General features: G+C 43.6%; 22 protein-coding genes. 14 read left to right on the top strand and 8 right to left on the bottom strand.

What is annotated here, in order from left to right; translation table 11 throughout:
• Positions 1-176: 176 nt before the first annotated feature.
• On the top strand, positions 177-713 hold the full coding sequence (locus tag Q4B79_RS08390; RefSeq protein ID WP_303085977.1) for an HNH endonuclease: 537 nt from the start codon (positions 177-179) through the stop codon (positions 711-713).
• A gap of 344 nt (positions 714-1,057) precedes the next feature.
• On the opposite strand, the gene Q4B79_RS08385 is transcribed toward Q4B79_RS08390, so the two are convergent.
• From Q4B79_RS08385 to Q4B79_RS08375, 3 genes are all read right to left on the bottom strand, one after another.
• Positions 1,058-2,560 (bottom strand): tripartite tricarboxylate transporter permease, encoded by a 1,503-nt coding sequence (locus tag Q4B79_RS08385; protein ID WP_303085976.1) that lies wholly within the window; start codon positions 2,558-2,560, stop codon positions 1,058-1,060.
• Between the two features lie 3 nt (positions 2,561-2,563).
• A complete protein-coding gene (locus Q4B79_RS08380) occupies positions 2,564-3,016 on the bottom strand; it encodes a tripartite tricarboxylate transporter TctB family protein (protein ID WP_303085975.1) in 453 nt (150 codons plus the stop codon).
• A 66-nt stretch (positions 3,017-3,082) separates the two neighbouring features.
• Positions 3,083-4,240: a tripartite tricarboxylate transporter substrate binding protein gene (locus Q4B79_RS08375; protein WP_303085974.1), complete on the bottom strand. Its 1,158-nt coding sequence runs from the start codon at positions 4,238-4,240 to the stop codon at positions 3,083-3,085.
• Between the two features lie 446 nt (positions 4,241-4,686).
• Between Q4B79_RS08375 and hemB the strand changes: the two genes are divergently transcribed.
• From hemB to Q4B79_RS08335, 8 genes are all read left to right on the top strand, one after another.
• Complete coding sequence (hemB, locus tag Q4B79_RS08370) at positions 4,687-5,694, top strand: porphobilinogen synthase (RefSeq protein WP_303085973.1); 1,008 nt, start codon at positions 4,687-4,689, stop codon at positions 5,692-5,694.
• Positions 5,684-6,190 carry a hypothetical protein gene (locus Q4B79_RS08365; protein ID WP_303085972.1) on the top strand — a complete coding sequence of 169 codons (507 nt, stop codon included), beginning with the start codon at positions 5,684-5,686 and terminating at the stop codon, positions 6,188-6,190. The genes hemB and Q4B79_RS08365 overlap by 11 nt, the downstream gene beginning before the upstream one ends.
• 91 nt (positions 6,191-6,281) lie before the next feature.
• Positions 6,282-6,995, top strand: a complete 714-nt coding sequence (locus Q4B79_RS08360; RefSeq protein WP_303085971.1) for a hypothetical protein — start codon at positions 6,282-6,284, stop codon at positions 6,993-6,995.
• A gap of 270 nt (positions 6,996-7,265) precedes the next feature.
• Complete coding sequence (locus tag Q4B79_RS08355; RefSeq protein ID WP_303085970.1) at positions 7,266-9,542, top strand: NADP-dependent malic enzyme; 2,277 nt, start codon at positions 7,266-7,268, stop codon at positions 9,540-9,542.
• An 89-nt stretch (positions 9,543-9,631) separates the two neighbouring features.
• On the top strand, positions 9,632-10,795 hold the full coding sequence (locus Q4B79_RS08350; RefSeq protein WP_303085969.1) for a tRNA nucleotidyltransferase: 1,164 nt from the start codon (positions 9,632-9,634) through the stop codon (positions 10,793-10,795).
• Between the two features lie 3 nt (positions 10,796-10,798).
• Positions 10,799-11,572, top strand: a complete 774-nt coding sequence (locus Q4B79_RS08345; RefSeq protein ID WP_303085968.1) for a pteridine reductase — start codon at positions 10,799-10,801, stop codon at positions 11,570-11,572.
• On the top strand, positions 11,572-11,901 hold the full coding sequence (locus Q4B79_RS08340; RefSeq protein ID WP_303085967.1) for a hypothetical protein: 330 nt from the start codon (positions 11,572-11,574) through the stop codon (positions 11,899-11,901). Before Q4B79_RS08345 ends, Q4B79_RS08340 begins: the two co-directional genes overlap by 1 nt.
• A gap of 687 nt (positions 11,902-12,588) precedes the next feature.
• Entirely contained in the window at positions 12,589-13,983 is a 1,395-nt protein-coding gene (locus tag Q4B79_RS08335; protein ID WP_303085966.1) for an APC family permease, read from the top strand.
• Between the two features lie 46 nt (positions 13,984-14,029).
• Here Q4B79_RS08335 and Q4B79_RS08330 read toward each other — a convergent pair whose 3' ends face one another.
• Positions 14,030-14,725, bottom strand: a complete 696-nt coding sequence (locus Q4B79_RS08330; RefSeq protein ID WP_303085965.1) for a TetR/AcrR family transcriptional regulator — start codon at positions 14,723-14,725, stop codon at positions 14,030-14,032.
• Between the two features lie 190 nt (positions 14,726-14,915).
• On the opposite strand from Q4B79_RS08330, the gene Q4B79_RS08325 reads away from it, so the two are divergent.
• The gene (locus Q4B79_RS08325; RefSeq protein WP_303085964.1) at positions 14,916-16,091 is read left to right on the top strand and encodes an acyl-CoA desaturase; all 1,176 of its coding nucleotides are present in this window, start codon (positions 14,916-14,918) and stop codon (positions 16,089-16,091) included.
• 42 nt (positions 16,092-16,133) lie between these two features.
• On the opposite strand, the gene Q4B79_RS08320 is transcribed toward Q4B79_RS08325, so the two are convergent.
• The 3 genes from Q4B79_RS08320 to Q4B79_RS08310 form a co-directional block, all read right to left on the bottom strand.
• A complete protein-coding gene (locus tag Q4B79_RS08320; RefSeq protein ID WP_303085963.1) occupies positions 16,134-17,807 on the bottom strand; it encodes an FMN-binding glutamate synthase family protein in 1,674 nt (557 codons plus the stop codon).
• A gap of 108 nt (positions 17,808-17,915) precedes the next feature.
• Positions 17,916-18,479 (bottom strand): DUF1543 domain-containing protein, encoded by a 564-nt coding sequence (locus Q4B79_RS08315; protein ID WP_303085962.1) that lies wholly within the window; start codon positions 18,477-18,479, stop codon positions 17,916-17,918.
• 63 nt (positions 18,480-18,542) lie between these two features.
• Positions 18,543-20,078 carry a sodium:alanine symporter family protein gene (locus Q4B79_RS08310; RefSeq protein WP_303085961.1) on the bottom strand — a complete coding sequence of 512 codons (1,536 nt, stop codon included), beginning with the start codon at positions 20,076-20,078 and terminating at the stop codon, positions 18,543-18,545.
• A 242-nt stretch (positions 20,079-20,320) separates the two neighbouring features.
• On the opposite strand from Q4B79_RS08310, the gene Q4B79_RS08305 reads away from it, so the two are divergent.
• The 4 genes from Q4B79_RS08305 to Q4B79_RS08290 are packed head-to-tail and all read left to right on the top strand — an operon-like array spanning position 20,321 to position 22,814.
• Positions 20,321-20,956 (top strand): LemA family protein, encoded by a 636-nt coding sequence (locus Q4B79_RS08305; protein WP_303085960.1) that lies wholly within the window; start codon positions 20,321-20,323, stop codon positions 20,954-20,956.
• 1 nt (position 20,957) lies between these two features.
• Complete coding sequence (locus Q4B79_RS08300; protein ID WP_303085959.1) at positions 20,958-21,947, top strand: TPM domain-containing protein; 990 nt, start codon at positions 20,958-20,960, stop codon at positions 21,945-21,947.
• A gap of 8 nt (positions 21,948-21,955) precedes the next feature.
• Positions 21,956-22,468 carry a TPM domain-containing protein gene (locus Q4B79_RS08295; protein WP_303085958.1) on the top strand — a complete coding sequence of 171 codons (513 nt, stop codon included), beginning with the start codon at positions 21,956-21,958 and terminating at the stop codon, positions 22,466-22,468.
• Between the two features lie 7 nt (positions 22,469-22,475).
• The gene (locus Q4B79_RS08290) at positions 22,476-22,814 is read left to right on the top strand and encodes a hypothetical protein (RefSeq protein ID WP_303085957.1); all 339 of its coding nucleotides are present in this window, start codon (positions 22,476-22,478) and stop codon (positions 22,812-22,814) included.
• Between the two features lie 87 nt (positions 22,815-22,901).
• Here the strand turns inward: Q4B79_RS08290 and Q4B79_RS08285 are convergent.
• A partial coding sequence (locus tag Q4B79_RS08285; protein ID WP_303085956.1) for an aldehyde dehydrogenase family protein occupies positions 22,902-24,341 on the bottom strand: 1,440 nt, incomplete at its 5' end.

The following is a 24,341-nucleotide window of genomic DNA, read 5'->3' as shown; positions in this document are numbered from 1 at the left end:
GGTTTTTTTTTTAAAAAAAACCACAAACGACATTGGTACAAAAAACACCACACCTTTATAACAAAACAAAAAATAACACGGGTTGTTTGTTTTTGAAAAGCCCCCCCCCCCCCCGCCTTATAATAAAACTTTTGTTTTTGGAATGGGTAAAATGATAATGACAGTTCTATGAAAGAATGAAAGCCAATAATCGTTATGAGCGTTATCACATCAATAATAACGAAGAACAACTTTTTCAAATCGTAGATAAATTAGAAAATACTGGCATTACACCTTTATTGGTATGTATTCCCTGCTTAAAACAATTAAATTATCAAAATTACAATCATAGCAAAAATAGCCAAAATAAAATCCGTAATGAATTTGATTTTAATGAATTTTTACAAGAATACACCACCAATTTTAATGAATTGCCACATTATGTCGGACAAGATAAAGGCGGATACACATCTGATTGGGTCTCTATTTCCACCTTATACAGAGCAAGTAAAAATTACACTTGTGAAAGTTGTGGCGTAAATTTAAATAGCCGAAAAGGATTGCTACATACTCATCATAAAAATGGTGTAACGCATGATAACCGCCCAAGCAACTTAAAGGCGGTGTGTGTTTTGTGTCATTATGAAGAACCAAATCATGCACATATGTCGGCATTGGCAGAGCGGGCAAGAGCAGATATTTTAAAATTGAAACAAACACAAGGGTTGGTATAATGTCTGATGATTTTGATGAAGAACAGTATGAAGAAGAAACCAAAGAGTTAGGAATATTTTTTGGATTACCTTAATTCTTGGCTTTGCCTTTCCTTTGGTTTGGTTTTTGACAGCCATGGCATTCTATGAGTTTTGAGAGTGGGAAAATAAAAAATCAGAATACGAGAAAACCCATAAACCAAAAGTCGGATTTTTTAAGAAAATTAAATTTTTTTCTTCGCCGTGTTTGATTTTATCATTATCATAGCAATCATCGGCATCATTTTAGCCATATTCCTTTAATATATCAAAAAAACACCCCAAAATCACTTACTTTTAGGGTGTTTTTATACTTTTATGAATGATTAATGAGCTTTTTTCACTTTTTTACCTTTAATCAAACGATAAATCGGCAAAATTACCATCACACCTGCCAACGCCCAAAGCACCATCGAAATCGGACTTTGCCACAAAATCGCCACATCGCCATGTGAAATGGATAAAGCACGACGTAGGTTTGACTCCATCAAATGCCCAAGCACAAAACCCAAAATCAAAGCAGAAAGCGGGAAATTGAGCTTACGCAAGAAATAACCAAACACCCCAAGTCCAATCATTAACATCAAATCAAAAGTGGTGCTGTGAATTGAATACACACCCACAAAGCTCACCGCTGCAATGGCTGGGATTAGGATATAGTTTGGAATGTCTAATAGTTTAGCAAAGAATTTTACAAGCGGTAGGTTAAGTGCCAATAAAATCACATTACCAATAAAGAGTGAAGCAATCAAACCCCACACGATGTCAGGTTGCTCAGCAAAAAGCTGAGGGCCTGGTGTGATATTATACAGCGTCAATGCCCCCATCATCACCGCCGTTGTGCCAGAACCCGGTACGCCAAGTGTCAGCATGGGAATGAACGAACCACAGGCAGAGGCATTGTTGGCAGCCTCGGGAGCCGCGATACCACGCAGGTCACCATCGCCAAACTTACCACTCTCGCCTGCGATTTTACGTTCGTTAGAATAGGTCATGGCAGAGGCAATGGTTGCACCAGCACCTGGCAGGATACCCACCACAAAACCTGTCAAACCACTACGAATAATCGCCCCCAAAGACGACATAAATTCTTTTAGGTTTACCATGCCACGTTTGCCTTGTTCTAAGGCTTTTTGCCCTGCACTGGTTTTTTCTAGCATGATGAGAATTTCACTCACGCTAAAAAAGCCAATGACAATCGTGGTAAAGGCAATACCGTCAGACAAGCTTACCGAGTTGAAAGTAAAACGATAAACACCCGTAACAGCATCAACCCCAACAGTAGCAATCACGAGCCCAATCAAAGCCGCGACCCCTGTCTTAATCGGTGCATCGCCCACCAAGCCACTAAGACACGTCAATGCAAATACCATCAAAGCAAAATATTCAGCAGGACCAAAACTAATCGCCCAATTTGCCAAAATCGGTGCAAACAACACCACACCCGTGATGGCAATCATCGAGCCGATGAACGAACTAATTGCCGACAGCGACAAGGCGATGCCTGCTTTACCTTGCTTGGCAAGCGGATAGCCATCAAGCGTAGACATGATCGCCGCTGCATCCCCTGGCACGTTCAACAAAATCGCCGAAATACGTCCGCCATACTCACAGCCCAAATAAACGGCAGCCAGCAAAATCAACGCACTCTCAGGCGGCAAACCCATTGCATAAGCAATCGGCAATAAAATCGCCACACCGTTAATCGGTCCAAGACCAGGGAGCATACCCACAATCGTGCCAATAAAAGCACCAATCAGTGCAATCATCAGGTTTTGGGGTGTGGTTGCAATCGCAAAACCTTGCATCAAAAAATTAAAAGTATCCATCTTTTACCCCAAAATCGGTTTTAAAATACCAGAAGGCAAACTCACTTCGAGTGGCCCCATAAACAAATAATAGGTTCCTACTGCCATTACCAACGAGGCGATGAGTGCTTTGTGCCATTTGCCACCAAACAACAAACCCATAACCCACGCACTTAGCGTTGTAGAGATGATGTAGCCCAGCACTTCAAAAAAAACTGAATACAACGCCAACGCCACAGTACAAACCACCAAATTTTTAATGATGGGTTTATCTAATCCAAGCTTGATTTTTTCGGCAAATTTGGCAGGACGAAAAGTGATGATTGCCGTCAAAATCGCAAGTAACGTCAAAATCATCACAGGGTAAGGGCGAGGTCCGATAGGGTCATAAGAAATCGGTGCGGTGTAACCCCATGCCATGCCTAGCATAATCAAGGAGATAACGAGCAACGCACCTGAAAATATACGATCAACCATAAAATTTCCTTTTTAAAAAACCAATCCCAAAACAGGATTGGTTTTGTCATCATAATGACATGATGATTATTTTTTCTCTTCGGCAGGAGCGTCAGCAGGTGCTTCTTCTGCTTGTGCTTCGGCTGTCGCTTCTGGTTTGGTTTCTTGGGTAGGAGCGTCCGCCTTAGGTGCGTCTGTTGGTGCAGTTGCACCGCCTTCTACCAAGTTAAACTCAGCCGACAAAGTACGAAGCTCTTGGGTTTGTTCGTATACGTATTTGGTTAGCTCATCGCCAGTCATCGAAAATGGCAGAAGTTCACGATTGGTGCGTAGCTCGGCGAATTGTGGGTCGGCAAGCATTTTGTCAAATTGACCTTTCCACCAGTTATAAGACGCATCAGGTGCTTCTGGTGCCATGTAGTAACCACGAATCACAGGCCATTCGATGTCAAAGCCTTGCTCTTTGGCGGTAGGAATGTCTTTAAAGCCTTCGCCTTCTAGACGCTCAGGGGCAAACACCGCAAGCACACGCAATTTGCCTGCTTTGACATGTGGCATGACTTCGGCAAGACCTGCGGATACTACTTGGATGTGGTTGCCAAGTACAGCCGTTACTGCTTCGCCACCACCTTCCATTGCCACATAACCCATCTTATTGGGGTCAATGCCAGCCGCTTTGGCAAGCAAGGCAGTTTGCATCCAGTCTTGACCGCCCACGCTACCACCTGCACCAAAAGAGACGGCTTTGGGGTCTTTTTTGAGTGCCTCAACCAAATCGCCAAGCGTTTTGTAAGGAGAGTTGGCATTCACGGCAACCATGCCATAGTCTGTACCAACGGCAGCCAGCCAACGCACGTCTTTTTCGGTAAACTGACCAAATTTACCTTGTGCCAAGTTTAGAATAGAACCTGTCGAGAACGCCACAATGGCATCGCCGTTTTTGCGGTCGTTGGCAACGATTTTATTGTACGCCACCGCACCCACGCCACCTGGCATGTAGGTTACACGCATGGGCTTGTCGCTGTATTTTAAATCCTGAAAACCTGACTGAGCAAGTTTACAGGTTAAGTCAAAGCCGCCGCCCGGCTTAGCAGGAGCGATACATTCGGGACGTTTTGGGGCTTCGCCTGCTACGTTTGTATCGCCTGTTGTTGCACCTGCTTGTGCTGTTTGCTTGTCATCGCCACCACAGGCTGTCAAAGCCAAAATCGATAGGGCAATTGCACCATATTTAAAAGTTTTCATATACCACTCCAATATTAAGGTATAAAAAAATCCGACAAAACCACGCATTCTGCCTGAATTTGTAGCGTTGTCAGCGTCAGTCCAATATTCATTTTGTTGTAACTTTTTGTTTGTCATTAAACAGTTACCAAACAAAATTGTTATTTATCATATACAAATAAAAACCAATTTGCAATAAAAAATATCATTATTTTCCATAAAAAACATTCATTATAAAAATATAAAAATCATAATCATTTTTTATTTTTATGTATATTTTTCTCATGCAAAATAACTTAGCCCACCACATATTTGTCTTATTTAAGGCAATTAAACCAAAACAAATCCGAAAATATCACAAAAAACGCCCATTGCATTACCAAAAGGTTATGTTGCTATGGGTTTTCCATTTTTACAAATCCATTAAATTTTGCTATGATAATGGTTATTTTAATCAGGAAAACATCATGTCAAACTACACCTTTAACCGCACCTTTCCTGCCACTCGCCTACGCCGTATGCGTGTCTCTGACGGCATTCGTGAGATGGTTGCCGAAAGCCATCTTTTGCCTTGCCATCTTATCGCACCGCTTTTTGTCATTGAGGGGCAAAACGCTCGCCAAAGCATCAAAAGCATGCCAGAGATTGAGCGTTTGTCCATTGATTTAACCATCAATCACGTCAAAGAGCTGTACCGTGAGGGCGTGCGCATGGTGGATATTTTCCCTGTGATCGACCCTACCCTAAAAACGCCCAATGGGGATGACGCTTACCACCCTGACACGCTGGCGGTGCGTACCATCAAGGCGATTAAGGACGCTTGCCCTGAGATGATAGTCATGACAGATATTGCCCTTGACCCTTATACCACACATGGGCAAGATGGGATTATCGATGAGACAGGTTATGTATTAAACGACATCACTACCGAAGCTCTCGTCAAACAAACCCTTGCCCATGCTCGTGCAGGCGTGGACGTGGTGTCGCCAAGTGATATGATGGACGGTCGCATTCGTGCCATGCGTGAGGCATTGGAGGGGGAGCATTTTCACAACACAGCAATCATGGCGTATTCTGCCAAATATGCCTCCGCTTATTATGGACCTTTTCGTGATGCGGTCGGTAGTGCAGGCAATTTAAAAGGACACAAAAAAGGCTATCAAATGAACCCTGCCAACCGTGCCGAAGCCCTGCACGAGGTCGCCCTTGACATCAACGAGGGGGCGGACATGGTGATGGTGAAACCCGGTCAGCCTTATCTGGATGTGGTGCGTGAGGTCAAAGACAACTTTGGTGTGCCGACCTTTGCCTATCAAGTCTCAGGTGAATACGCCATGCACATGAGTGCGATACAAAATGGTTGGCTCTCTGAGGCGGTAATTTTGGAGAGTTTACTAGGATTTAGACGAGCAGGGTGCGATGGGATTTTGACCTATTTTGCCCTAAAAGCAAGCCGTATGATGAATGACTTATAAAGGAGTATTTTATGAAAAAATAATCACTTTGGCATTGTGTGCCTTACCCTGCGTGGCTTTTGCTGACAACGCAAAGCCTGACCTAGAACCCATCCTCATCAAACAACAAACCGTGTCCGCCCTACCCAAAGAGTTGTACGAGGGCTGGTGGCTGACTTATGATGTTGATGATTATGAGTCTTATGCGTTGCGATTTTACCTAAAAAATGGCGAAGTGCATGGCGAACATCATGCCTTTGATTGTTTGGGTGATACATCCGAACCTGAGCATCGTAGCATGTTTAAACTTGTCCCAACCGCCAAAAAGGGCTTTGATTTGCGGTTTGATAACTCGGATTTTCGTTCGTACATGAATTTTTCGGCGATGTTACCCAAAAAATTTGTGATGGCAAACCAAAGCTATGCCGACAAAGAGCTGGCAGGATATGCTCCTAAGGGCATAAATTGGATTTATTTGTACAGCGAAACACCGACCCCCTACTGCCCCAAAAGTTAAGATGGGACGTGCCAAACCTTACTGACATGATTTTAACTTATTTTGGTATCAACAATGGCTATATTACCTTTTTAATCTCAATGGAGTTTTTATGAAAATAGCTAAAAAATTGGCGATGGTAAGCCTTATTGCCATGAGTGTGGGGCTTGGCGGTTGCACAATAAATGCGGTTGGCGGTACTATCAAGGATTTAAAAGACCCACCCATGAAAACCGTCCAAGAAAAAGACAGCGTGGCAGGATTTGTCATCAACGATGATGGCACGCTCATCATGCTGTCTGGGCGTTATGTTTATGTGTTTGATGACAATGATCAGGTGGCACGGCTTAAAAAAATGCTCACCACGCCTGAATTTTTAAAACTTAGCTATCATTGGGAGATTGGGGGAGGTACGGATTATCGCCACCACATTTCTCACGGTCATGACGGCAGGTTTAATTTTGGGGCGTATTTTTGGTATCAATATCACAACGCCCAAGAGCTACAAGACTTTCAAAAAGTAGGCATTGCCAGCGACCATGATGACTTGGCAGGTGTGGGCAGACAGCATTATTTGTTTTTGGGGAATTTTAGTGGCAAAGTCTATCAGCACAATACATCAAGCAAGGCTTTGCTTGCCAAAGCCAAGCCACTGAGCCGACCTTATGATTTTATCATTGACCGCCAAAAACCTAATAAAGCCAAAAGTGTTGCCCAAGCCTTGCTCCTGCCTTTGGTGTTGCCGTTTACCATTGTGGGGGATTTGTTGATTTTGCCCGTGTCGCTACCAGTTACGCTCAATGGTGGTAAGATTGACATTCATTGAGATGCATTGACAAATGGCAATGAATGGATGTTTATTATTAGGGCGTGTTGAACTTTTGTATTTGCCATTAAAAATGAGAAAAACAAGATTTAGTCATTTTTAATGCAAAAACGCTTATTTTGTTTCCAAAATATTTCTATTTTGTAAATAGTATTATAAAGGTTCAACACGCCCTAGCAAATCTGACAAAACACCCATTAACAAATTCTAGCACCGCCCCCAAAATCGTGCTAAAATAAGTCGCTTTTTATTTTAAAAATGGAAATCCCCATGAGCAAAACCATTGAACAACAACAGCTTGAACAAGCTGCCTTGCACTACCACGAACACCCCAGACCTGGTAAAATCTCTGTTACCCCCACCAAACAAATCGCCAACCAACGCGACTTGGCATTGGCGTATTCTCCTGGCGTGGCGGTGCCTTGTCTTGAAATTGAAAAAGACCCCAAATTAGCCTCTAAATACACCGCTCGCTCCAACCTCGTGGGTGTGATTACCAACGGTACCGCCGTGCTTGGTTTGGGTAACATCGGTGCATTAGCCTCCAAGCCTGTGATGGAGGGTAAGGGCGTACTTTTCAAAAAATTTGCTGGCATTGACGTTTTTGACATTGAGATTAACGAAACCGACCCTGACAAATTCATCGAGACAGTGGCAAGTTTAGAGCCAACCTTCGGTGGTATTAACCTAGAAGACATCAAAGCCCCAGAATGCTTCAAAATTGAGCGTGAACTGCGTGAACGCATGAACATTCCTGTGTTCCATGACGACCAGCATGGCACAGCGATTATCTCGGCGGCAGCACTTTTAAATGCCCTAAAACTAAACGGCAAAAAAATTGAAGAGATTACCCTTGTTTGTTCAGGTGCAGGGGCGGCGGCGATTAGTTGCCTTAACTTGGCGGTGGCACTTGGTGTACGCAAAGAAAACATCTATGTGCTTGACTCCAAAGGCGTGATTAGTACCAAGCGTGAAAACCTAGACGAATCCAAAGCTGCCTTTGCTCGTGATACCGATAAAACCACGCTTGCCGAAGTGATGGTGGGTGCAGATGTATTCTTAGGCTTATCAGGACCAGGTGTGGTCAATGAGGACATGGTACGTAGCATGGCAAAAGACCCCATCATCTTTGCCCTAGCCAACCCAACCCCAGAGATTATGCCTGAGCTTGCCCATGCGGTACGTGATGACGTGATTATGGCGACAGGTCGCTCTGACTACCCTAACCAAGTCAACAACGCCCTATGCTTCCCTTATATTTTCCGTGGGGCATTGGACGTGGGGGCGACCGTTGTTAATGAAGAGATGAAACTTGCTTGTGTGCATGCCATCGCAGCTATGGCACACCATGAGTCATCTGACCTTGATACGGACGGTTCTGCCAAGCAGTTTGGTCGAGAGTACCTCATTCCCGGCCCATTAGAGCCAAATCTTATCCTAGAAATCGCCCCAGCCGTTGCCAAAGCAGCGATGGAAACTGGCGTGGCAACGTTGCCGATTGAGGATTTTGATGCCTATCGCCAACATTTATCAGAGTTTATTTACAACACTGCGTTGGCAATGAAGCCTGTTTTCAACAAAGCGAAAAAAGACCCCAAACGTATCGTTTATGCCGAAGGCGAGGACATTAACGTCCTGCGTGCAGTGCAAGTGGTGGTCGATGAAAAAATCGCCGAGCCAATTCTTATCGGTCGCCCTGAGGTTATTAACAAAGAAATTGAAAACTTGGGCTTGCGTCTTGTTAATGGTGAAAACATCACCATCATCGACCCAAACACCAACCCACGCAACGAAGCATACTACGCCCACTACTACAAATCCACCCAGCGTCATGGTGTCAGCCCAGAGCTTGCTCGCCGTGATGTCCGCCGTAAAAGTACACTACACGCCTCGCTGATGGTGGAGCTTGGCGATGCAGATGGTTTGATTTGTGGTACGTTTGGTTTTTATCATCTGCACCTTCGCTATCTTAGCCAAGTCATTGGCAAACGTGAAGATGTATCCAACTTCTACGCCATGAGTGCGGTACTCATGCAAAACCGCAACCTGTTCATCGCTGATACCTACATCAACGAAGATCCAACCGCCGAAGAGCTTGCTGAATTGACCATTTTGGCAGCCAATGCGGTTCGTCGTTTTGGCATCACGCCACGTGTTGCTCTGCTTTCGCATTCTAACTTTGGTACATCTGACCGTGAATCCGCCATCAAAATGCGTAAAGTTCACGACATTTTAACCGAGATGAAAGTAGACTTTGAATTTGATGGCGAAATGCATGGCGACATCGCCCTAGATGAGCGTCTGCGTGAGCATAACTACTCGTTTAGCACGCTCAAAGGCTCGGCAAACCTACTTATCATGCCAAATGTAGACTCTGCCAACATCGCCTTTAACCTACTAAAAACCGCCACAGGGTCAGCGGCACTTGGTCCTATCCTGTTGGGTGCGGACAAGCCTGCTCACATCTTGACTTCATCGGCAACTGCTCGCCGTATCGTCAATATGACCGCACTGGCAGTCTCCGATGCTCAGGACATGGCAAAATAATCACCTATGTCAAAAGCACTCCGTTTGGGGTGCTTTTTTTATGCTCAAATTTCGGCTAAAATACGCTCAATTTAACCTTTGGAATGAATATGCAAGTCTATTTGGTTGGTGGTGCGGTGCGTGATACGCTGTTGGGTTTGCCTGTCCATGATAAAGATTTTGTGGTGGTGGGGGCGGATTTTGAGGAGATGAAGTCGCTAGGCTTTGTCCAAGTGGGGGCGGATTTTCCGGTATTTTTGCACCCTGATACTCATTTTGAATATGCCCTTGCTCGCATTGAACGCAAAAATGGCACGGGTTATCAAGGCTTTGCCACCGAAACTCGGGGCGTAACGCTCTCAGACGACCTACTTCGCCGAGATTTGACGATTAACGCCCTAGCGATAGAAGTGAGCGGACTGTTTGATGACACGCCCAAAACAGGCGAAGTCATTGATTTTTATGGCGGTATTAACGATTTAAACAATAAAACTTTACGCCACGTTTCCCCTGCCTTTGCCGAAGACCCCTTGCGGATTTTGCGTACGGTGCGGTTTTTGGCTCGTTATGCCGATAGGGGGTTTGGCATTGCTGATGAGACGCTGACTCTCATGCAAAACATGGCAAAGGCAGGCGAGCTTGCCCACCTAAGCCGTGAACGCCTATGGGCGGAGAGTGTCAAAGCTATGGAGAGTGGGACGGGGCATGATTATTGGTATTATTTAAAAACGCTCCATATTTTGCCTTATTTTTTAAAAGCATTGGACGAATGTTGGCAAAATGAGTTGATTTTTAAAAGGGTTATCAATCATTTAACTTTGGCAAAAAAGTATAATATGGCGGTGCAATTTGCCCTATTATGTGCTGGCTATTTGGGTAATGAACAGTTGAATAAGAATTTGATTAAAAAAATCGCTCATCAATTAAATGCCCCAAAATACCCTGTACAAATCGCCAATTTATTAAGCGAATTTTGTCATATTTTTAATCAAAAACCAACCGCAAACGATATTCTAAATCTCATAGAAAAAACCAAAGCTCATCAGGGCAATTATCAAACCTTAGAAGATGTGTTTAATGCCATTGGTATCATAAATACGGATTTGGATATTATGCGATTGCATGAATTTTTAAAAATTGCCATAGACATTTATAAATCTGTCAATATCCATGACATTGATAAAAGTTTGACAGGTAAAGCAATTGGATTGGCATTAAATGAATTAAGAATACAAAAAATTCAACTTTTGATTGATGATATTTTTGGACAATAAAAAATGAACAATGATACAAACCCCAAAAAAGTCGCCCTAATCACAGGCGGCAGTAAACGCATTGGCAAGCAAATCACCAAAATATTACACAAAAATGGCTATCAAGTGATTATTCATCATCATGAAAGTGCGGACAATGCTAAAAGTTTATGTGATGAATTAAATGCCATTCGTCCTAGTTCCGCCAAAATTATCGGAGCGGAGTTAAGTTTTGTTAATGATAAAGCCAAATCAGCCGATTTTAAAAATCAAGTTTTAAATTTATTTGGGCGAGTGGATTGTATTATTCACAATGCATCCAGTTTTTATCCAAGTGATTTAGCCGATAATTTTGATGTTTTACAAAATCATTGGGACGATTTATTTTTGACCAATGCCAAAGCCCCATTTTTTATTAGTCAATTATTTTTGGACGAATTAATAAAAAATAATGGTCAAATTATCAGTATTTTGGATATTCACGCTGACAACAAGCCCTTTATTGGTTATCCTATTTATACCATGGCAAAAACCGCCCATAAAGCAATGGTGCATTCGTTGGCATTACAATTAGCCCCCAATGTGCGAGTAAATGGTGTCTCCCCCGGCGTGAATGTTTTGCCAATAGAATTTAATGAGCAACAAGCAAATGACTTATTAAATTCTGTGCCCTTAAAACAAATTGGCACGCCCAATGACATTGCCATGACTGTGTTGTTTTTATTAAATTCGCCTTATATCACAGGGCAAGTGATTGCGGTGGATGGGGGGCGAAGTTTGACTTTGAGTGGGCAATAATGAATAAAGTCATTGCACTAAAAATCATTAAGCATTTTGCTATTTTTATAATTATTCTTTTATGTTTATCGTCAATACCTGCCATCTTTATAGCGATGTCACCTTTTAATGATATGCGCGAATATGAGGCTTGGGGTTTTTGTGAAGGTTATACGATACTCGATGATTGCGAAGGCGACCTTTATGATAGAGGTATTATAGGGATTATATTTCGCTATTTTTGGATTGGATGGACAAAAAGATTATTCCTTCCTTTATTGTGTATTTACCTAGTGGTATTATGCTTATGGCATATTTTTGTGTATTTTATAGACAATAAAAACCCTTAAAATGAACAAAAACTTTCTCAAAAAAATTATCTAGACAGTTACTAATAATTTTTATCATTGCTTGTATGGTATCATTGCTGTTTAGTATGATAGTAAGTATTGCACCTGCTCCTGATATTGTGGAATTTTATGCGTGGGGGTGATGCAAAGGGTTTGAGTCAGCCGATGATTGCAGTGAGCGTTTGTATGCAGATGACAATCTTTCCGCAAGAGTATTTCACCATTATTTTGTGAATTTTTTTCAAATATTTTTTTATTTTAGCATCAATTATCTATGGTATTATTTTCTTGCTGAAATGGTTATGGAAAAATATGATAAATAAAACAAATGGATATAAATGCACAAAAAATCCATCGTAACTTTATGGATATAATTTACTCAAATTTTGCCAACTTTCAATAAAAAGGTTGGCATTTTTGCTGTTTTGTTGTAAAATTAACCCCCTTTTTTTACGTTTGTAAAAATTTGTAAACCGTTGACCATTTCGGTCAATAAAATCAATTAACTCGGAGTTGATAGCATAATCAAATCTCAAACACACCCGCTAACAGATTTTGTGATAAGTCTTTGATTTAACATAATTTTTAATCTGCCAAAAGTAAGTTTGATAACGGTATTAAGCAATCTAAAACCCCTTTTCTTGTGCCGAACGACTTAGATTTAGTAGGCTTGTGGAGGATTTTTCATTGAGTACACCTGTTACTAATGTTGCACCCAATGTAACGAAGTTGCAACGAAATCTTGGTTTGTGGCACGTCATTATTATCGGTTTGGCTTATATTCAGCCGATGACTTTGCTTGACACTTTTGGTATGGTCTCTCGCGATAGTGGCGGACATGTGCCGATGTCCTATCTGTTTGCCCTGATTGCCATTTTGCTCACTTCTATCAGCTATGGACACATGATTCGTGCCTATCCATCATCTGGCTCAGCTTACACCTATACACAAAGAGCCATCAACCCATCTATGGGCTTTATGGTGGGCTGGTCGTCATGGCTTGACTATTTGCTCTCGCCAATGGTTAACATCATCTTGGCAAAATTGTATTTGGACGCTTTATTCCCCGAAGTGAACTCTTGGGTTTGGGTGATTGGTTTGACCGCCTTGATGACAGGCGTGAATATTCTTGGCTCTAAGGCGGTTGCTTACTTTAACAGTTGGATTGTGTTTATTCAACTGCTTGTCATTGGCGTGTTTGTGTATTTGATTTATGACAAATTGCAAATGGGCAGTTATGCACAAGGCACATTGAGCGAAGATGCTTACGCTCTGTGGACATTAAAGCCATTTTGGGACGAGATGGCTTCGGTGGGGGCGTTGATTACGGGGGCGACCATTTTGTGCTTCTCGTTTACAGGCTTTGATGCGATTTCTAGCCTTGCCGAAGAAACCAAAGATGTTAAGAAGACCCTGCCAAAAGCGATGGTTTTAACCACTTTGATTGTCGGTGTGGTGTTTGTGTTTAGTGCCTATTTCATGCAAACTTTCTTCCCAAGCAACCCTGAAATCTACTTTGAGGCGGTGGATGAAACCCAAGCAGAAATCCTCATGTTGGTGGGTGGTTCAGCATTCCAAGCCATCGTGCTAGGCTTTGCCATTGTAACGGTCATGGCATCTGGTATCTCGGCTCACGCTGGCGTGTCTCGTCTGATGTATGTGATGGGTCGTGATGGCGTGATTAGCAAAAAAGTCTTTGGTCAATTAAGCCCCAAATTTAAAACCCCTGTCAATAACATCTTGATTGCAGGTGCGGTGGCATTGACGGCTGGTGCTATCAGCCTTGAAACGGTGGTAAACTTGATTAGCTTTGGTGCATTGACGGCATTTAGCTTTGTGAACCTATCGGTAATTTTCCGCTATGCGGTGCGTGATAAGCGAGTGGCAAACTTCAAAGAGATTGTTAACTATGTGGTTGTACCTGCCTTAGGCTTTATCGCCATTTTCCTCATGTGGCTAGAAGTGGACGGCACAACCTTTGGTGTGGGTCTATTCTGGGCATTCTTGGGCTTTATTTGGCTTGGTGTTAAAACTGGCGGTTTCAAAAAACCCGTACCACAGTTTAAAGAAGAAGACCTATAATTGGTACAAAACAAAATCCCATCGCAAGGTGGGATTTTTTAATGAATCAAACCAAAGGTGGCGTTAGAGGCTTGATGAGCTGAGGAACAGCGTTTTCACGTGGCGTTAGATTGACTGTTTGCACAGGTTCAGCGGTGGCAATCTTACTCACATAAAGTTTAGGCAAATCAAGCATATGCACCACAAAGGCGTATTTTAATGTATCTCGATCGCCTAAGTACCTTTGATAAAAACTAGAATTAAGCAGTCCTGCTCCACCCTGACCCAACGCCCAAATGCTTGACAAAAAATCTCTGGTGGACATCGTACTGCCCTGCTCTACCAAATACCGCTCGGCAATTTCATAAATTCGCTTCATACGCTCACGACGAATCTTATACAGCTCGCCAAATAGACGGTTTAGCCCTGAGGCAGTCGATGACAACTTATCCTCCAAATGATGAAACATCATCGCACGATGAGGACGAAGCAGTAACTGCAACACCATTCGCGCCACACCAGCCCCAGCCCCATCATCAATGGTATTCATCTCATAGAGTCGTTTTTCGTACTCAATAAGCAATCGCAATAAAAGCTCGTCTTTACTAACAAAATGCTTATAAATCGTCCCTTTTGCCAAATCCAAATGGCGCGCCAAACTATCCAACGTCAAATCATAATCACCAGATTCCAATAATAACTGCTCAGCCACTTCCAAAATCTGCTGTTCTCGGCATTTAAATTGTTCTTTGCGACTTGTCATGTCATTCCAGCTTTGAAAAATTTTCTCAATTATAACAAAATTTATTTGTGCATGCCGACATTTATACCCATAAAAAATTTAAAACAAAATCAGATTTTTCATAAATTTTGTGTATAATCGTTCACATCTAATGCACTTTGCGGTATAATATGTCTGATATGCTCAAATACAGTCAATACAGGAATACACCATGACTGCTACACATAACCCCAAAGATTTTGAAAATCCACCCATCAACTGGGTACCTGCCATTTTTTTATTAAGCACACCGATTTTGGCATTGATTTTGGTGCCGTGGTATTTGTGGACGCATGATACAACTCCTGCCTTGTGGGTGGCGTTTTCGCTGTTTATGGCATGGACAGGCCTCTCCATCACCGCAGGTTATCATCGCTTGATGGCTCACAAATCCTATGAGGCTCACCCCATTGTGAAGTATTTTTTACTTTTGGGGGCGACTTTGGCGGTGCAAAGTTCAGCATTTGACTGGTGTTCAGGACATCGTGTTCATCATCGCCATGTTGATGATGAATATGATGACCCCTACTCTGCCAAACGTGGATTTTGGTTTAGCCACATGGACTGGATGCTACATAAATACCCCAGCGGTCAATACGACTATAAAAATATCCCCGACCTAAAAAAAGACAAAGTCCTTGCTTTCCAACACAAATACTACGGCTGGTGCGTGCTATTTAGTAGCGTGATTGTGCTTGGGGCAGTTGGGCTTATCATCGATGATATGCTTGGGGCATTTTTGATTGTTGGGCTGCTACGCATGGTACTAACCCATCATTTTACCTTTTTTATCAACTCGCTATGCCACATGTTTGGCACCAGACCCTACACCGACACCAACACCGCTCGTGATAATCCCATTTTGGCGATTTTTACTTGGGGTGAAGGTTATCATAACTACCATCACTATTTCCAATATGATTATCGCAACGGTGTAAAATGGTGGCAATACGACCCCACCAAATGGCTAATTGTCGCTCTCTCAAAGGTGGGACTTGCCAAAGACCTAAAAACTGTCGATGACCTTACCATCAAGCATGCAGAGGTCAGCATGCAGTTTAAACGTGCCGAGGCCAAAATCGCAGGCGGTGACCTATCTATCGATGATAAGCTCATGCTCTTTAAAGATAAAATTAGTAGTGAATACGAGGCATTTACCAAAACGGTTGAAGAATGGCACACCCTAAAAGCCAAAGCCATCGAACTAAAACGCACCGAGTTTGTTGGTCGCTTGCACGAGGCTGACGAATACCTAAAAGAGCAATTTGCCAATATCGAACAAAAAATATTTGAGCATAGCGAGCGTATTGAGCAGGCATTTTTACAGCTAAAAGGTAGAACCTCTTAACACCTCAAAAACAAAAGCGTGGTTTTGACCACGCTTTTTGATTCATTGCACCTCTTGCACATGAATGCGGTTACGTGCATTTTCTCGATGAACAATCTCATCTGCCACACCCATCGCCTGAAAACTGTCAGGGTCAGCCAGTCGCCACATGTCATCTAGCACCTTACGACCACAGTCGCCTGTCAAAAGCGAACCGTGAGCAATGAATTGATAATGCTCTGATAGTAGCTTAATCCAGCCATCTGATTGACGGCGAACGATGTGATGTGCCCGAAGCTCTGTTGGGTGTTCAAGTCCTGCTGTACCCACAATATCTGCTAGGGCTTTTAGGGTATTGGCATGGAAGTTTTTGACACGCTCAGACTTACTTGGTACATCAAGTGCTTTTTGGCGAGATGGGTCTTGGGTGGCTACGCCTGTCGGACAGCGGTTGGTGTGGCACGAACGAGACTGAATGCACCCCACCGCAAACATAAAGCCACGAGCTGAGTTACACCAATCCGCCCCCAGTGCCATCATTTTTGCCATATCAAAAGCAGTAACGATTTTACCGCTGACACCGACTTTGATTTTATCACGGATACCTGCCCCAACCAGTGTATTTTGCACAAAAATCAGTGCATCAACAAGTGGCATACCCACACTGTCCATGAACTCCACAGGGGCTGCCCCCGTACCACCCTCTGCACCGTCAATGACAATAAAATCAGGATAATCGCCCTCCTCCATCATCGCCTTGACGATCGCCATAAACTCCCATGGCATGCCAATACAAAGTTTAAAACCCACAGGCTTACCACCAGATAAGACACGCAGTTTTTGCCAAAATTTCACAAGCTCTCTGGGTGTGCCAAACTCACTGTGCGTGGCAGGAGAGATACAATCCTTACCCATCGCAATATCACGAGTGGTAGAAATCTCTGGGGTGATTTTGGAGGCAGGTAGCACGCCACCTTTACCTGGTTTTGCTCCTTGCGAGAGTTTAATCTCAATCATCTTGACTTGTTCAAGTTTGGCACGCTTCTCAAACGTAACAGGATTAAAACGCCCCTCATCATCACGACAGCCAAAATAACCCGTACCAAGCTCCCAAATCAAATCCCCACCATGCTTTTGATGATAAGGACTGATACTGCCCTCGCCTGTATCATGAGCAAAACCGCCCTCTTTGGCTCCTTTATTTAACGCCTCAATGGCTGCCGCCGACAACGCCCCAAAACTCATGGCAGAGATATTAAACACCGACAAATCATAAGGCTGATGACAATGCTCATTACCCACCCTAACCGTAAAATGATAATCCTCAATTTTATGACTACGTCCAGAGTGTAGAAGCCACTCACTGCCTGTTTTATGCAAGTCATTGAGACTACCAAAAGCGGTGGTACTGTCCAAATTTTTGGCGCGCTGATAGATGATAGAACGCTGTTGGCGAGAAAATGGCACTTCCTCCTTGTCATCTTCCAAAAAATACTGACGCACCTCAGGGCGAAATGCCTCCAACAAAAAGCGGATATTGCCACTAACAGGGTAGTTTCTTAAAATAGAATGCTTTTTTTGAATGATGTTATACACACCCAAAATACTTAGCAACAAACTAATAACGAACAGCCACCAAACCCCAAAATAAAAACTGATCGGCACAAGCAAGAGACACACCCAAAACAGGGCAAAACGTGGCAAAATCAAAAAAGCGTTATTGGCGGTGTTGGACATAGGATATTACCTATTAGAAAAAGTGATTATTTTACCCAAAATCATCACAAAAAACCATGTTTTTAAAAATTTTAATCAAAAAAATACTCAATTGACACCATCAAACATCTAGTCTTGGGCAACAAATAGTTTTTTGGGCAGGTAACCGATGACCATTTCATCATCTTTTGGGTGGTCGCATGGCGTGATTTGTAAGGCATACAAAGCCCTAAAATCATCAGACAAAACATCAAACACTTGATGAATGTCATCCACATCTACACCGTATTTATTATCAATGTGCGATACAGCTCGCTCATCTACACTAAATTCTTGATAAAATTCACTTTTTTTGGCAATGGCAATAGCTTCTGATACACTTTTGGCAACGACTAGCATTTTATGATGATATTCTTCAAAATGCCCTGCTTGATACCCACCCATATTAATAAAAAACAAAGATAAACCATTATCCACAAAATCATCACGGCAGACGACTTGCACTTGATAATCGCCCACATAATTGACCGCACGATAAGCGTCAATGTGCCAAATATCCTTAATCTCCGACCAAGATTGTTCAAAATAAGGGATTAAATCCGCCACGCATTTACCAATACCAAAAAAGACGTCATGTTGTTCAATCAGTCGCCCCCTTGGGGTTGCTCCCAGTTTTAGCATGTATAAATTCATCATTGTCTCCTCTTTTTAAAGTAAAACCGCCCAATATTGAGCGGTTTTGAGGATTTGGGATAATTATTTGTCTTTTAACCTATCTTCCCAAAAAGTGGCGTTTTTAATGCCAAGCTTGACAGGGTCAAAGGTGTAATTTTTCACGCCTGCCCTACGTTGCTCCTCGTAGTCTTTGAGCGAATTCATGGTGGGCTTTAACATAAAGAACATGATAAGAATACCCACGATGTTGAGCCATGCAGTCATACCCACACCAACGTCGCCCATGTCCCAAATGTAGCCAGCACTATTTAAGCTGCCATACATGACAACCGCAACAACGGTAAACTTAGGAATAAAACCAGCCATCTTTTGAGTGCCAATCTTCATACGGCGAGTCAGATAAGCGATGTTTACCTCAGCAATGTAATAGTATGCCAACACAGTAGTAAAGGCAAAGAAGAAAATAGCAATGGCAATAAAATAGTTGCCAAACGCCCCAAAGGTTTGCTCCAATGCCATTTGGGTGAAGGCAGGCGTACCGATTTCGTTGATGGGTGCACCTTCTGCATTGACATGGGGGATATTTTGAACAATAAAGGCATCTGGCTCTGTGAGCGTACCTTTGACATTATAAGTGCCCATTGTCAAAATCATAAAGGCAGTTGCCGAGCAAACAAGTAAGGTGTCCACATAAACAGAGAATGCTTGCACCAAGCCTTGCTGGGCAGGGTGCTCAACTTCGGCAGCACCTGCATGATGAGGGCCTGTACCTTGACCTGCTTCGTTAGAGTACACACCACGCTTAACACCCCAACCAATCGCCGCACCCAGTCCTGCCATTGGATTAAAGATATCACTCATGATAAGCCCAAATACGGCAGGCACTTTATCGATGTTCATGACCATCACAAGAAGTGCCAAAGCGATGTAGCCTAGCGCCATAAATGGCACAACAAACTCCGCCACACGAGCGATACGCTTAATACCACCAAAGACAATCAGTGCAATACCGACAGAGATGAACGCCATCGTAATGACACGATAACCGCCGACTTCCATGCCCAAGAAATTCATCATCTCGCCCTCGCCTGTAATGCGAGTTACGGCACTAACCACACCGTTGGCTTGCACGCCAGGCAAGAAAATACCGCACGAGATAACCCCTGCTAAGGCAAATAAAATGGCGTACCATTTTTGACCCAAGCCTTTTTCAAAATAATAAGCAGGGCCACCACGATATTGACCTGTGATGGGGTCTTTTTCTTTGTAGATTTGTGCAAGCGTACTCTCAACATAAGCAGTCGATGCACCCAAAAATGCCACCACCCACATCCAAAACACCGCCGAAGGGCCACCAAAACCAATGGCAGCTGCCACGCCTGCGATGTTACCTACACCGACACGGTTGGCAAGAGCCACCACAAACGCTTGAAATGACGAAATACCATCTGCACTTTTGACGCCACTAAACATCAGCTTAATCATCTCGCCCAGCATGCGTACTTGCACAAAGCGAGTCATGAGAGAATAAAAAAGCCCCGCCCCCAAGCAAAGATAAATCAGGGCAGGACTCCAAATAATTCCATTGAGTTGGTCGATTAGGTCTTTTAAAGACATTAAACACTCCTTTTATTACGATTTATTTAAAAATTTTATAAATATCATTGAATTGATTGATACTATTTTTAAATAAATCAAAATTAGATACAAGGTGGATAATTTGCCACATTTTTAAAATAATTTCTACAAAAAATCACAATTTTGATAGATTTTTTGTATTTTTGTGATAAAAATACCCAAGTAGTTGCAATTTTAACCAAAAACTGCCATGATGATAAAAATTTATCAGAGTATTTAAAATGAAACAATTTACCAAAAAACTTACCTCTGCCATGCTATTAAGTGGTGTTTTGACATTATCAGGCTGTGGTTACAACCAACTCCAAGCTCTAGACGAAGACACCAGTGCCAAATGGTCGGAGGTCGTAAACCAATACCAACGCCGAGCTGACCTTGTGCCAAACTTGGTGGCGGTGGTTGAGCGTTATGCCGAACATGAAAAGGAAGTTTTGACCGAAGTGGCAAATGCTCGCTCAAAGGTGGGTAGTGTCCAGCTAACGCCAGAGACGCTGACCAATCCAAGCGCCATGCAAGCCTATACCGAAGCCCAAGCGGGTATGACTTCTGCCTTATCACGGCTGATGATGGTAACAGAAAATTATCCAGCACTAAAAGCCGACACCATGTTCCAAGATTTGCAAGCCCAGCTTGAAGGTACCGAAAACCGCATTACGGTGGCTCGCAATAACTATATCCAAAGTGTGCAAGGCTACAACACCACCGTGCGTCAATTCCCCACCAATCTGACCGCCAAAGTGTTTGGACTACAAACCAAACCCAATTTTAGCGTCGAAAACGAAAAAGCCATCAGCACCGCTCCAACCGTCAATTTCAGCAGTACCAATCCCACCCAGCCAACAACCAATAATGATTGATATGGTTAAAAAGAACCGTCAAATTTTTGCCATGCTCATGGTAAGCGTGGTACTTGGGTTGGGTGTGCCTGTGATGGCGAGCGAGCGAGCAGACAATGGCACGGTGCTAAATGTCGTGGCAGACCAGCGAGCACAGTCTGATGCCATCACGCATGATAAGTTGATTTTAAATAGTCCTGTTGTTGATGAAGCAAAGATTTTGAGTACTCATGAAAAAAGCCATCTTGAAACTCAACTGCGTCAAATTTACGACGATAAACTTGCCCAAATCGCCATCGTCATTATCCCTAGTACAGGCGGTATGGATATTTTTGATTATGCTTATCAAGTTGCCAAACGCTGGGAGCTTGGCGACAAAGAGCATGATAATGGCGTTTTGGTGTTGGTCGCTGTCGATGATAGGCAGATTCAGATTTTGACAGGTTATGGCGTAGAAGGTGTATTGCCTGACGCGGTGGTTAACCGCATTATCCGTGAGGATATTACGCCCAGTTTTAAAACACAAGGCTATGCACAGGGCTTGTCAGCAGGGATTGGTCGCATGGATGAACGCCTACGAGCCGACCCTGATGTGCTTGCCAAAGCCGATGAAGCCTATACCAAAGCCCAAAAAGCAGAGCAACAAAACGAAGCTATTCCCATGCTGTTTTTTGCATTTTTCTTTTTGATGAATTTTGGACAAAATCTCACAGCGATTTTGGGGAGAGTGCTTGGAGCGAGTGTTGCGACCGCCATTTTTGTGGCATTGGGGCTTTGGGCGGGTTCTGGTTTTGGGTTTGGTGTGGCGACAGGCTTAGTGCTGTTGGTGCTGGGTGTGGTGCTATGGAGCATGCTCGCCTTCAACCCACCATCTAGCAAGGGTATCCATCGTGGACGTGGCGGTAACATTAAGATTGGCGGTGGTTCTGGTGGTTTCGGCGGCGGAGGCTTTGGCGGTGGCGGTTTTCGTGGCGGTGGCTTTGGCGGTGGCGGAGCAAGGGGGTCGTGGTAATGACTAAAATGACAAATACCTCCCCAAAGAGTTTTGCTCGCCTTGTGCGTCAGATGATGTTTGTGCCGTTTTTGCACAATCGCTGGCTAGATGATGGGGTAAAAATTCGCCTTGCTCGTGCCATTACAAATGCCGAAAACGGTCATGCAGGCGAGATTGTGCTTATCATCGAAAATCATTTACCCATCAACATGGCATACACAGCAGGCTGTCGTGAGCGGGCGTTGAGGCTTTTTGCCGAGCATGGCGTGTGGGATACCGAGCATAATACAGGCGTGCTGATTTATGTCAATCTGTGCGAGCATGGACTTGAAATCATCGCTGATAGAGGCATAGATGCTCACGCCTGTGATGAGTGGCAATCGCTTTGCCAAAATACGCTGGACGACTTTAAAAAAGGCGACATGGAACAAGGCTTAAAGCGACTGATTGGTGAAGTTGGGAGACTGCTCAATTCCTATTTTCCTAGTGATGATGTGATGGGCGATGAGTTGTCCAATCAAGTGATTTATTTAAGATGAGATAATGATGAACGCAACGCAATTATTTTTTGGACTGGTAGGACTACTCGTGGTGCTATTTGGGATTGCCCTTGTTAAGCCTCATCTTACCAAAAAACCCATAGATATCCACACCTTTAAAAAGGAGCTTGAAAAACAACTCCCCAACCACGATTTGTTAATCAAGCAAGATACCAAGTCTCGCATTATCATAAGTTTAGAAGGTGTTCAAAAGGCCATCGTTATCATGGATAGACCCAGAGAGGAGTATGTCATGGGAGGTTTGCCGATTTTTACCACCAATAAAACAAATCAACTCAATGCCATCGCCCAAAAAATCAACCAGCTAAATTTTATCAAGCATTAATCTTGACCAAACAACCATAAAACGACCCAACCATTTGATTAAGTCGTTTTATCACGCCATTAGGTAAACTTGTATGGTTGCAAGCCCCTAAAAGAACTCCATCGCCTTTGGCGAATAGCTGACCAGCAAATTCTTGGTTTGCTGATAATGTTCAAGCATCATCTTATGGGTTTCTCGTCCAATGCCTGACTTTTTGTAGCCACCGAAGGCGGCGTGGGCAGGGTAGATGTGATAGCAGTTTGTCCACACTCGCCCAGCTTGGATTGCTCGTCCTGCACGGTAAGCAGTGTTGCCGTCTCTTGACCACACGCCCGCCCCCAGTCCATACATCGTATCATTGGCAATGGCAATTGCTTCATCAAAATCCTTAAAGGTCGTTACGGACAATACAGGACCAAAGATTTCTTCTTGAAAAATCTCCATCTTGTTATGACCCTTAAAAATGGTCGGCTCAATATAAAAACCGCCGTCCACTTCATTTCTTGCCGTACCACCTGTCAAGACTTCTGCACCCTCCGCCTTGCCTTTGGCGATACAGCCTAGGATTTTGTCTTGTTGTTCTTGGCTGGCTTGTGCACCCACCATCGTGTCGGTGTCTAGGGGGTGTCCTGTTTTGATTTTTTTGACCCGCTCCACCGCCTTTTTCAAAAACGCATCAGCAATGGATTCGTGCACCAAAGCACGAGACGGACAAGTGCATACTTCGCCCTGATTTAGGGCAAACATTGCAAAGCCCTCTAATGCCTTGTCCAAAAACTCATCGTCCTTGTCCATCACATCGGCAAAGAAAATGTTGGGCGACTTTCCGCCAAGTTCTAAGGTTACAGGAATGATGTTACGGGTGGCATATTCCATAATTTTTTGCCCGATTTCGGTAGAGCCTGTAAAGGCGATTTTGCCAATGCGTGGGTTGGTTGCGAGTGGTTCGCCCGCCTCAACCCCAAAGCCATTGACGACATTGACCACCCCTGCTGGGAGCAAATCTTCAATCAGCTCAATCAGCACCAAAATACTCACAGGGGTCTGCTCGGCAGGTTTTAGCACCACGCAGTTGCCCGCCGCAAGGGCTGGGGCAAGTTTCCATACCGCCATTAGGATTGGGAAATTCCAAGGAATGATTTGCCCGACCACGCCAATCGGCTCGTGAAAATGATATGCCACCGTGTCTTCATCAATTTGGCTAATCGTGCCTTCTTGCGACCGCAAACAGCCTGCAAAATAACGAAAATGGTCAATCGCCAACGGAATGTCTGCCGCCAGCGTCTCCCGAATGGGTTTGCCATTTTCCCAAGTTTCGGCAACGGCAAGCAGTTCCAAATTGGCTTCCAAACGGTCAGCGATTTTTAATAATAGGTTAGAGCGTTCGGTAGGTGAAGTCTTACCCCAAGCGTCCTTTGCCTTGTGGGCTGCATCTAGGGCAAGTTCAATGTCTTTGGCATTGGATTTTGGGACTTTGGCAAAGGGCTTGCCGTCCACAGGCGAAATGTCGTCAAAATAGACACCGTCCACAGGGGCGACCCATTTGCC

This window comes from Moraxella sp. (assembly GCF_030525845.1).
Lineage (GTDB): Bacteria > Pseudomonadota > Gammaproteobacteria > Pseudomonadales > Moraxellaceae > Moraxella.
Note: the sequence above shows the minus strand (reverse complement) of the source record. Positions and strands in the feature narration are given on the sequence as shown.

Coding starts and splice junctions, on each gene's coding strand:
- Q4B79_RS08390 (WP_303085977.1), top strand. CDS start 177: ATGAAAGCCAATAATCGTTATGAGCGTTATCACATCAATAATAACGAA.
- Q4B79_RS08385 (WP_303085976.1), bottom strand. CDS start 2,560: ATGGATACTTTTAATTTTTTGATGCAAGGTTTTGCGATTGCAACCACA.
- Q4B79_RS08380 (WP_303085975.1), bottom strand. CDS start 3,016: ATGGTTGATCGTATATTTTCAGGTGCGTTGCTCGTTATCTCCTTGATT.
- Q4B79_RS08375 (WP_303085974.1), bottom strand. CDS start 4,240: ATGAAAACTTTTAAATATGGTGCAATTGCCCTATCGATTTTGGCTTTG.
- hemB (WP_303085973.1), top strand. CDS start 4,687: ATGTCAAACTACACCTTTAACCGCACCTTTCCTGCCACTCGCCTACGC.
- Q4B79_RS08365 (WP_303085972.1), top strand. CDS start 5,684: ATGACTTATAAAGGAGTATTTTATGAAAAAATAATCACTTTGGCATTG.
- Q4B79_RS08360 (WP_303085971.1), top strand. CDS start 6,282: ATGAAAATAGCTAAAAAATTGGCGATGGTAAGCCTTATTGCCATGAGT.
- Q4B79_RS08355 (WP_303085970.1), top strand. CDS start 7,266: ATGAGCAAAACCATTGAACAACAACAGCTTGAACAAGCTGCCTTGCAC.
- Q4B79_RS08350 (WP_303085969.1), top strand. CDS start 9,632: ATGCAAGTCTATTTGGTTGGTGGTGCGGTGCGTGATACGCTGTTGGGT.
- Q4B79_RS08345 (WP_303085968.1), top strand. CDS start 10,799: ATGAACAATGATACAAACCCCAAAAAAGTCGCCCTAATCACAGGCGGC.
- Q4B79_RS08340 (WP_303085967.1), top strand. CDS start 11,572: ATGAATAAAGTCATTGCACTAAAAATCATTAAGCATTTTGCTATTTTT.
- Q4B79_RS08330 (WP_303085965.1), bottom strand. CDS start 14,725: ATGACAAGTCGCAAAGAACAATTTAAATGCCGAGAACAGCAGATTTTG.
- Q4B79_RS08325 (WP_303085964.1), top strand. CDS start 14,916: ATGACTGCTACACATAACCCCAAAGATTTTGAAAATCCACCCATCAAC.
- Q4B79_RS08320 (WP_303085963.1), bottom strand. CDS start 17,807: ATGTCCAACACCGCCAATAACGCTTTTTTGATTTTGCCACGTTTTGCC.
- Q4B79_RS08315 (WP_303085962.1), bottom strand. CDS start 18,479: ATGAATTTATACATGCTAAAACTGGGAGCAACCCCAAGGGGGCGACTG.
- Q4B79_RS08310 (WP_303085961.1), bottom strand. CDS start 20,078: ATGTCTTTAAAAGACCTAATCGACCAACTCAATGGAATTATTTGGAGT.
- Q4B79_RS08305 (WP_303085960.1), top strand. CDS start 20,321: ATGAAACAATTTACCAAAAAACTTACCTCTGCCATGCTATTAAGTGGT.
- Q4B79_RS08300 (WP_303085959.1), top strand. CDS start 20,958: ATGGTTAAAAAGAACCGTCAAATTTTTGCCATGCTCATGGTAAGCGTG.
- Q4B79_RS08295 (WP_303085958.1), top strand. CDS start 21,956: ATGACAAATACCTCCCCAAAGAGTTTTGCTCGCCTTGTGCGTCAGATG.
- Q4B79_RS08290 (WP_303085957.1), top strand. CDS start 22,476: ATGAACGCAACGCAATTATTTTTTGGACTGGTAGGACTACTCGTGGTG.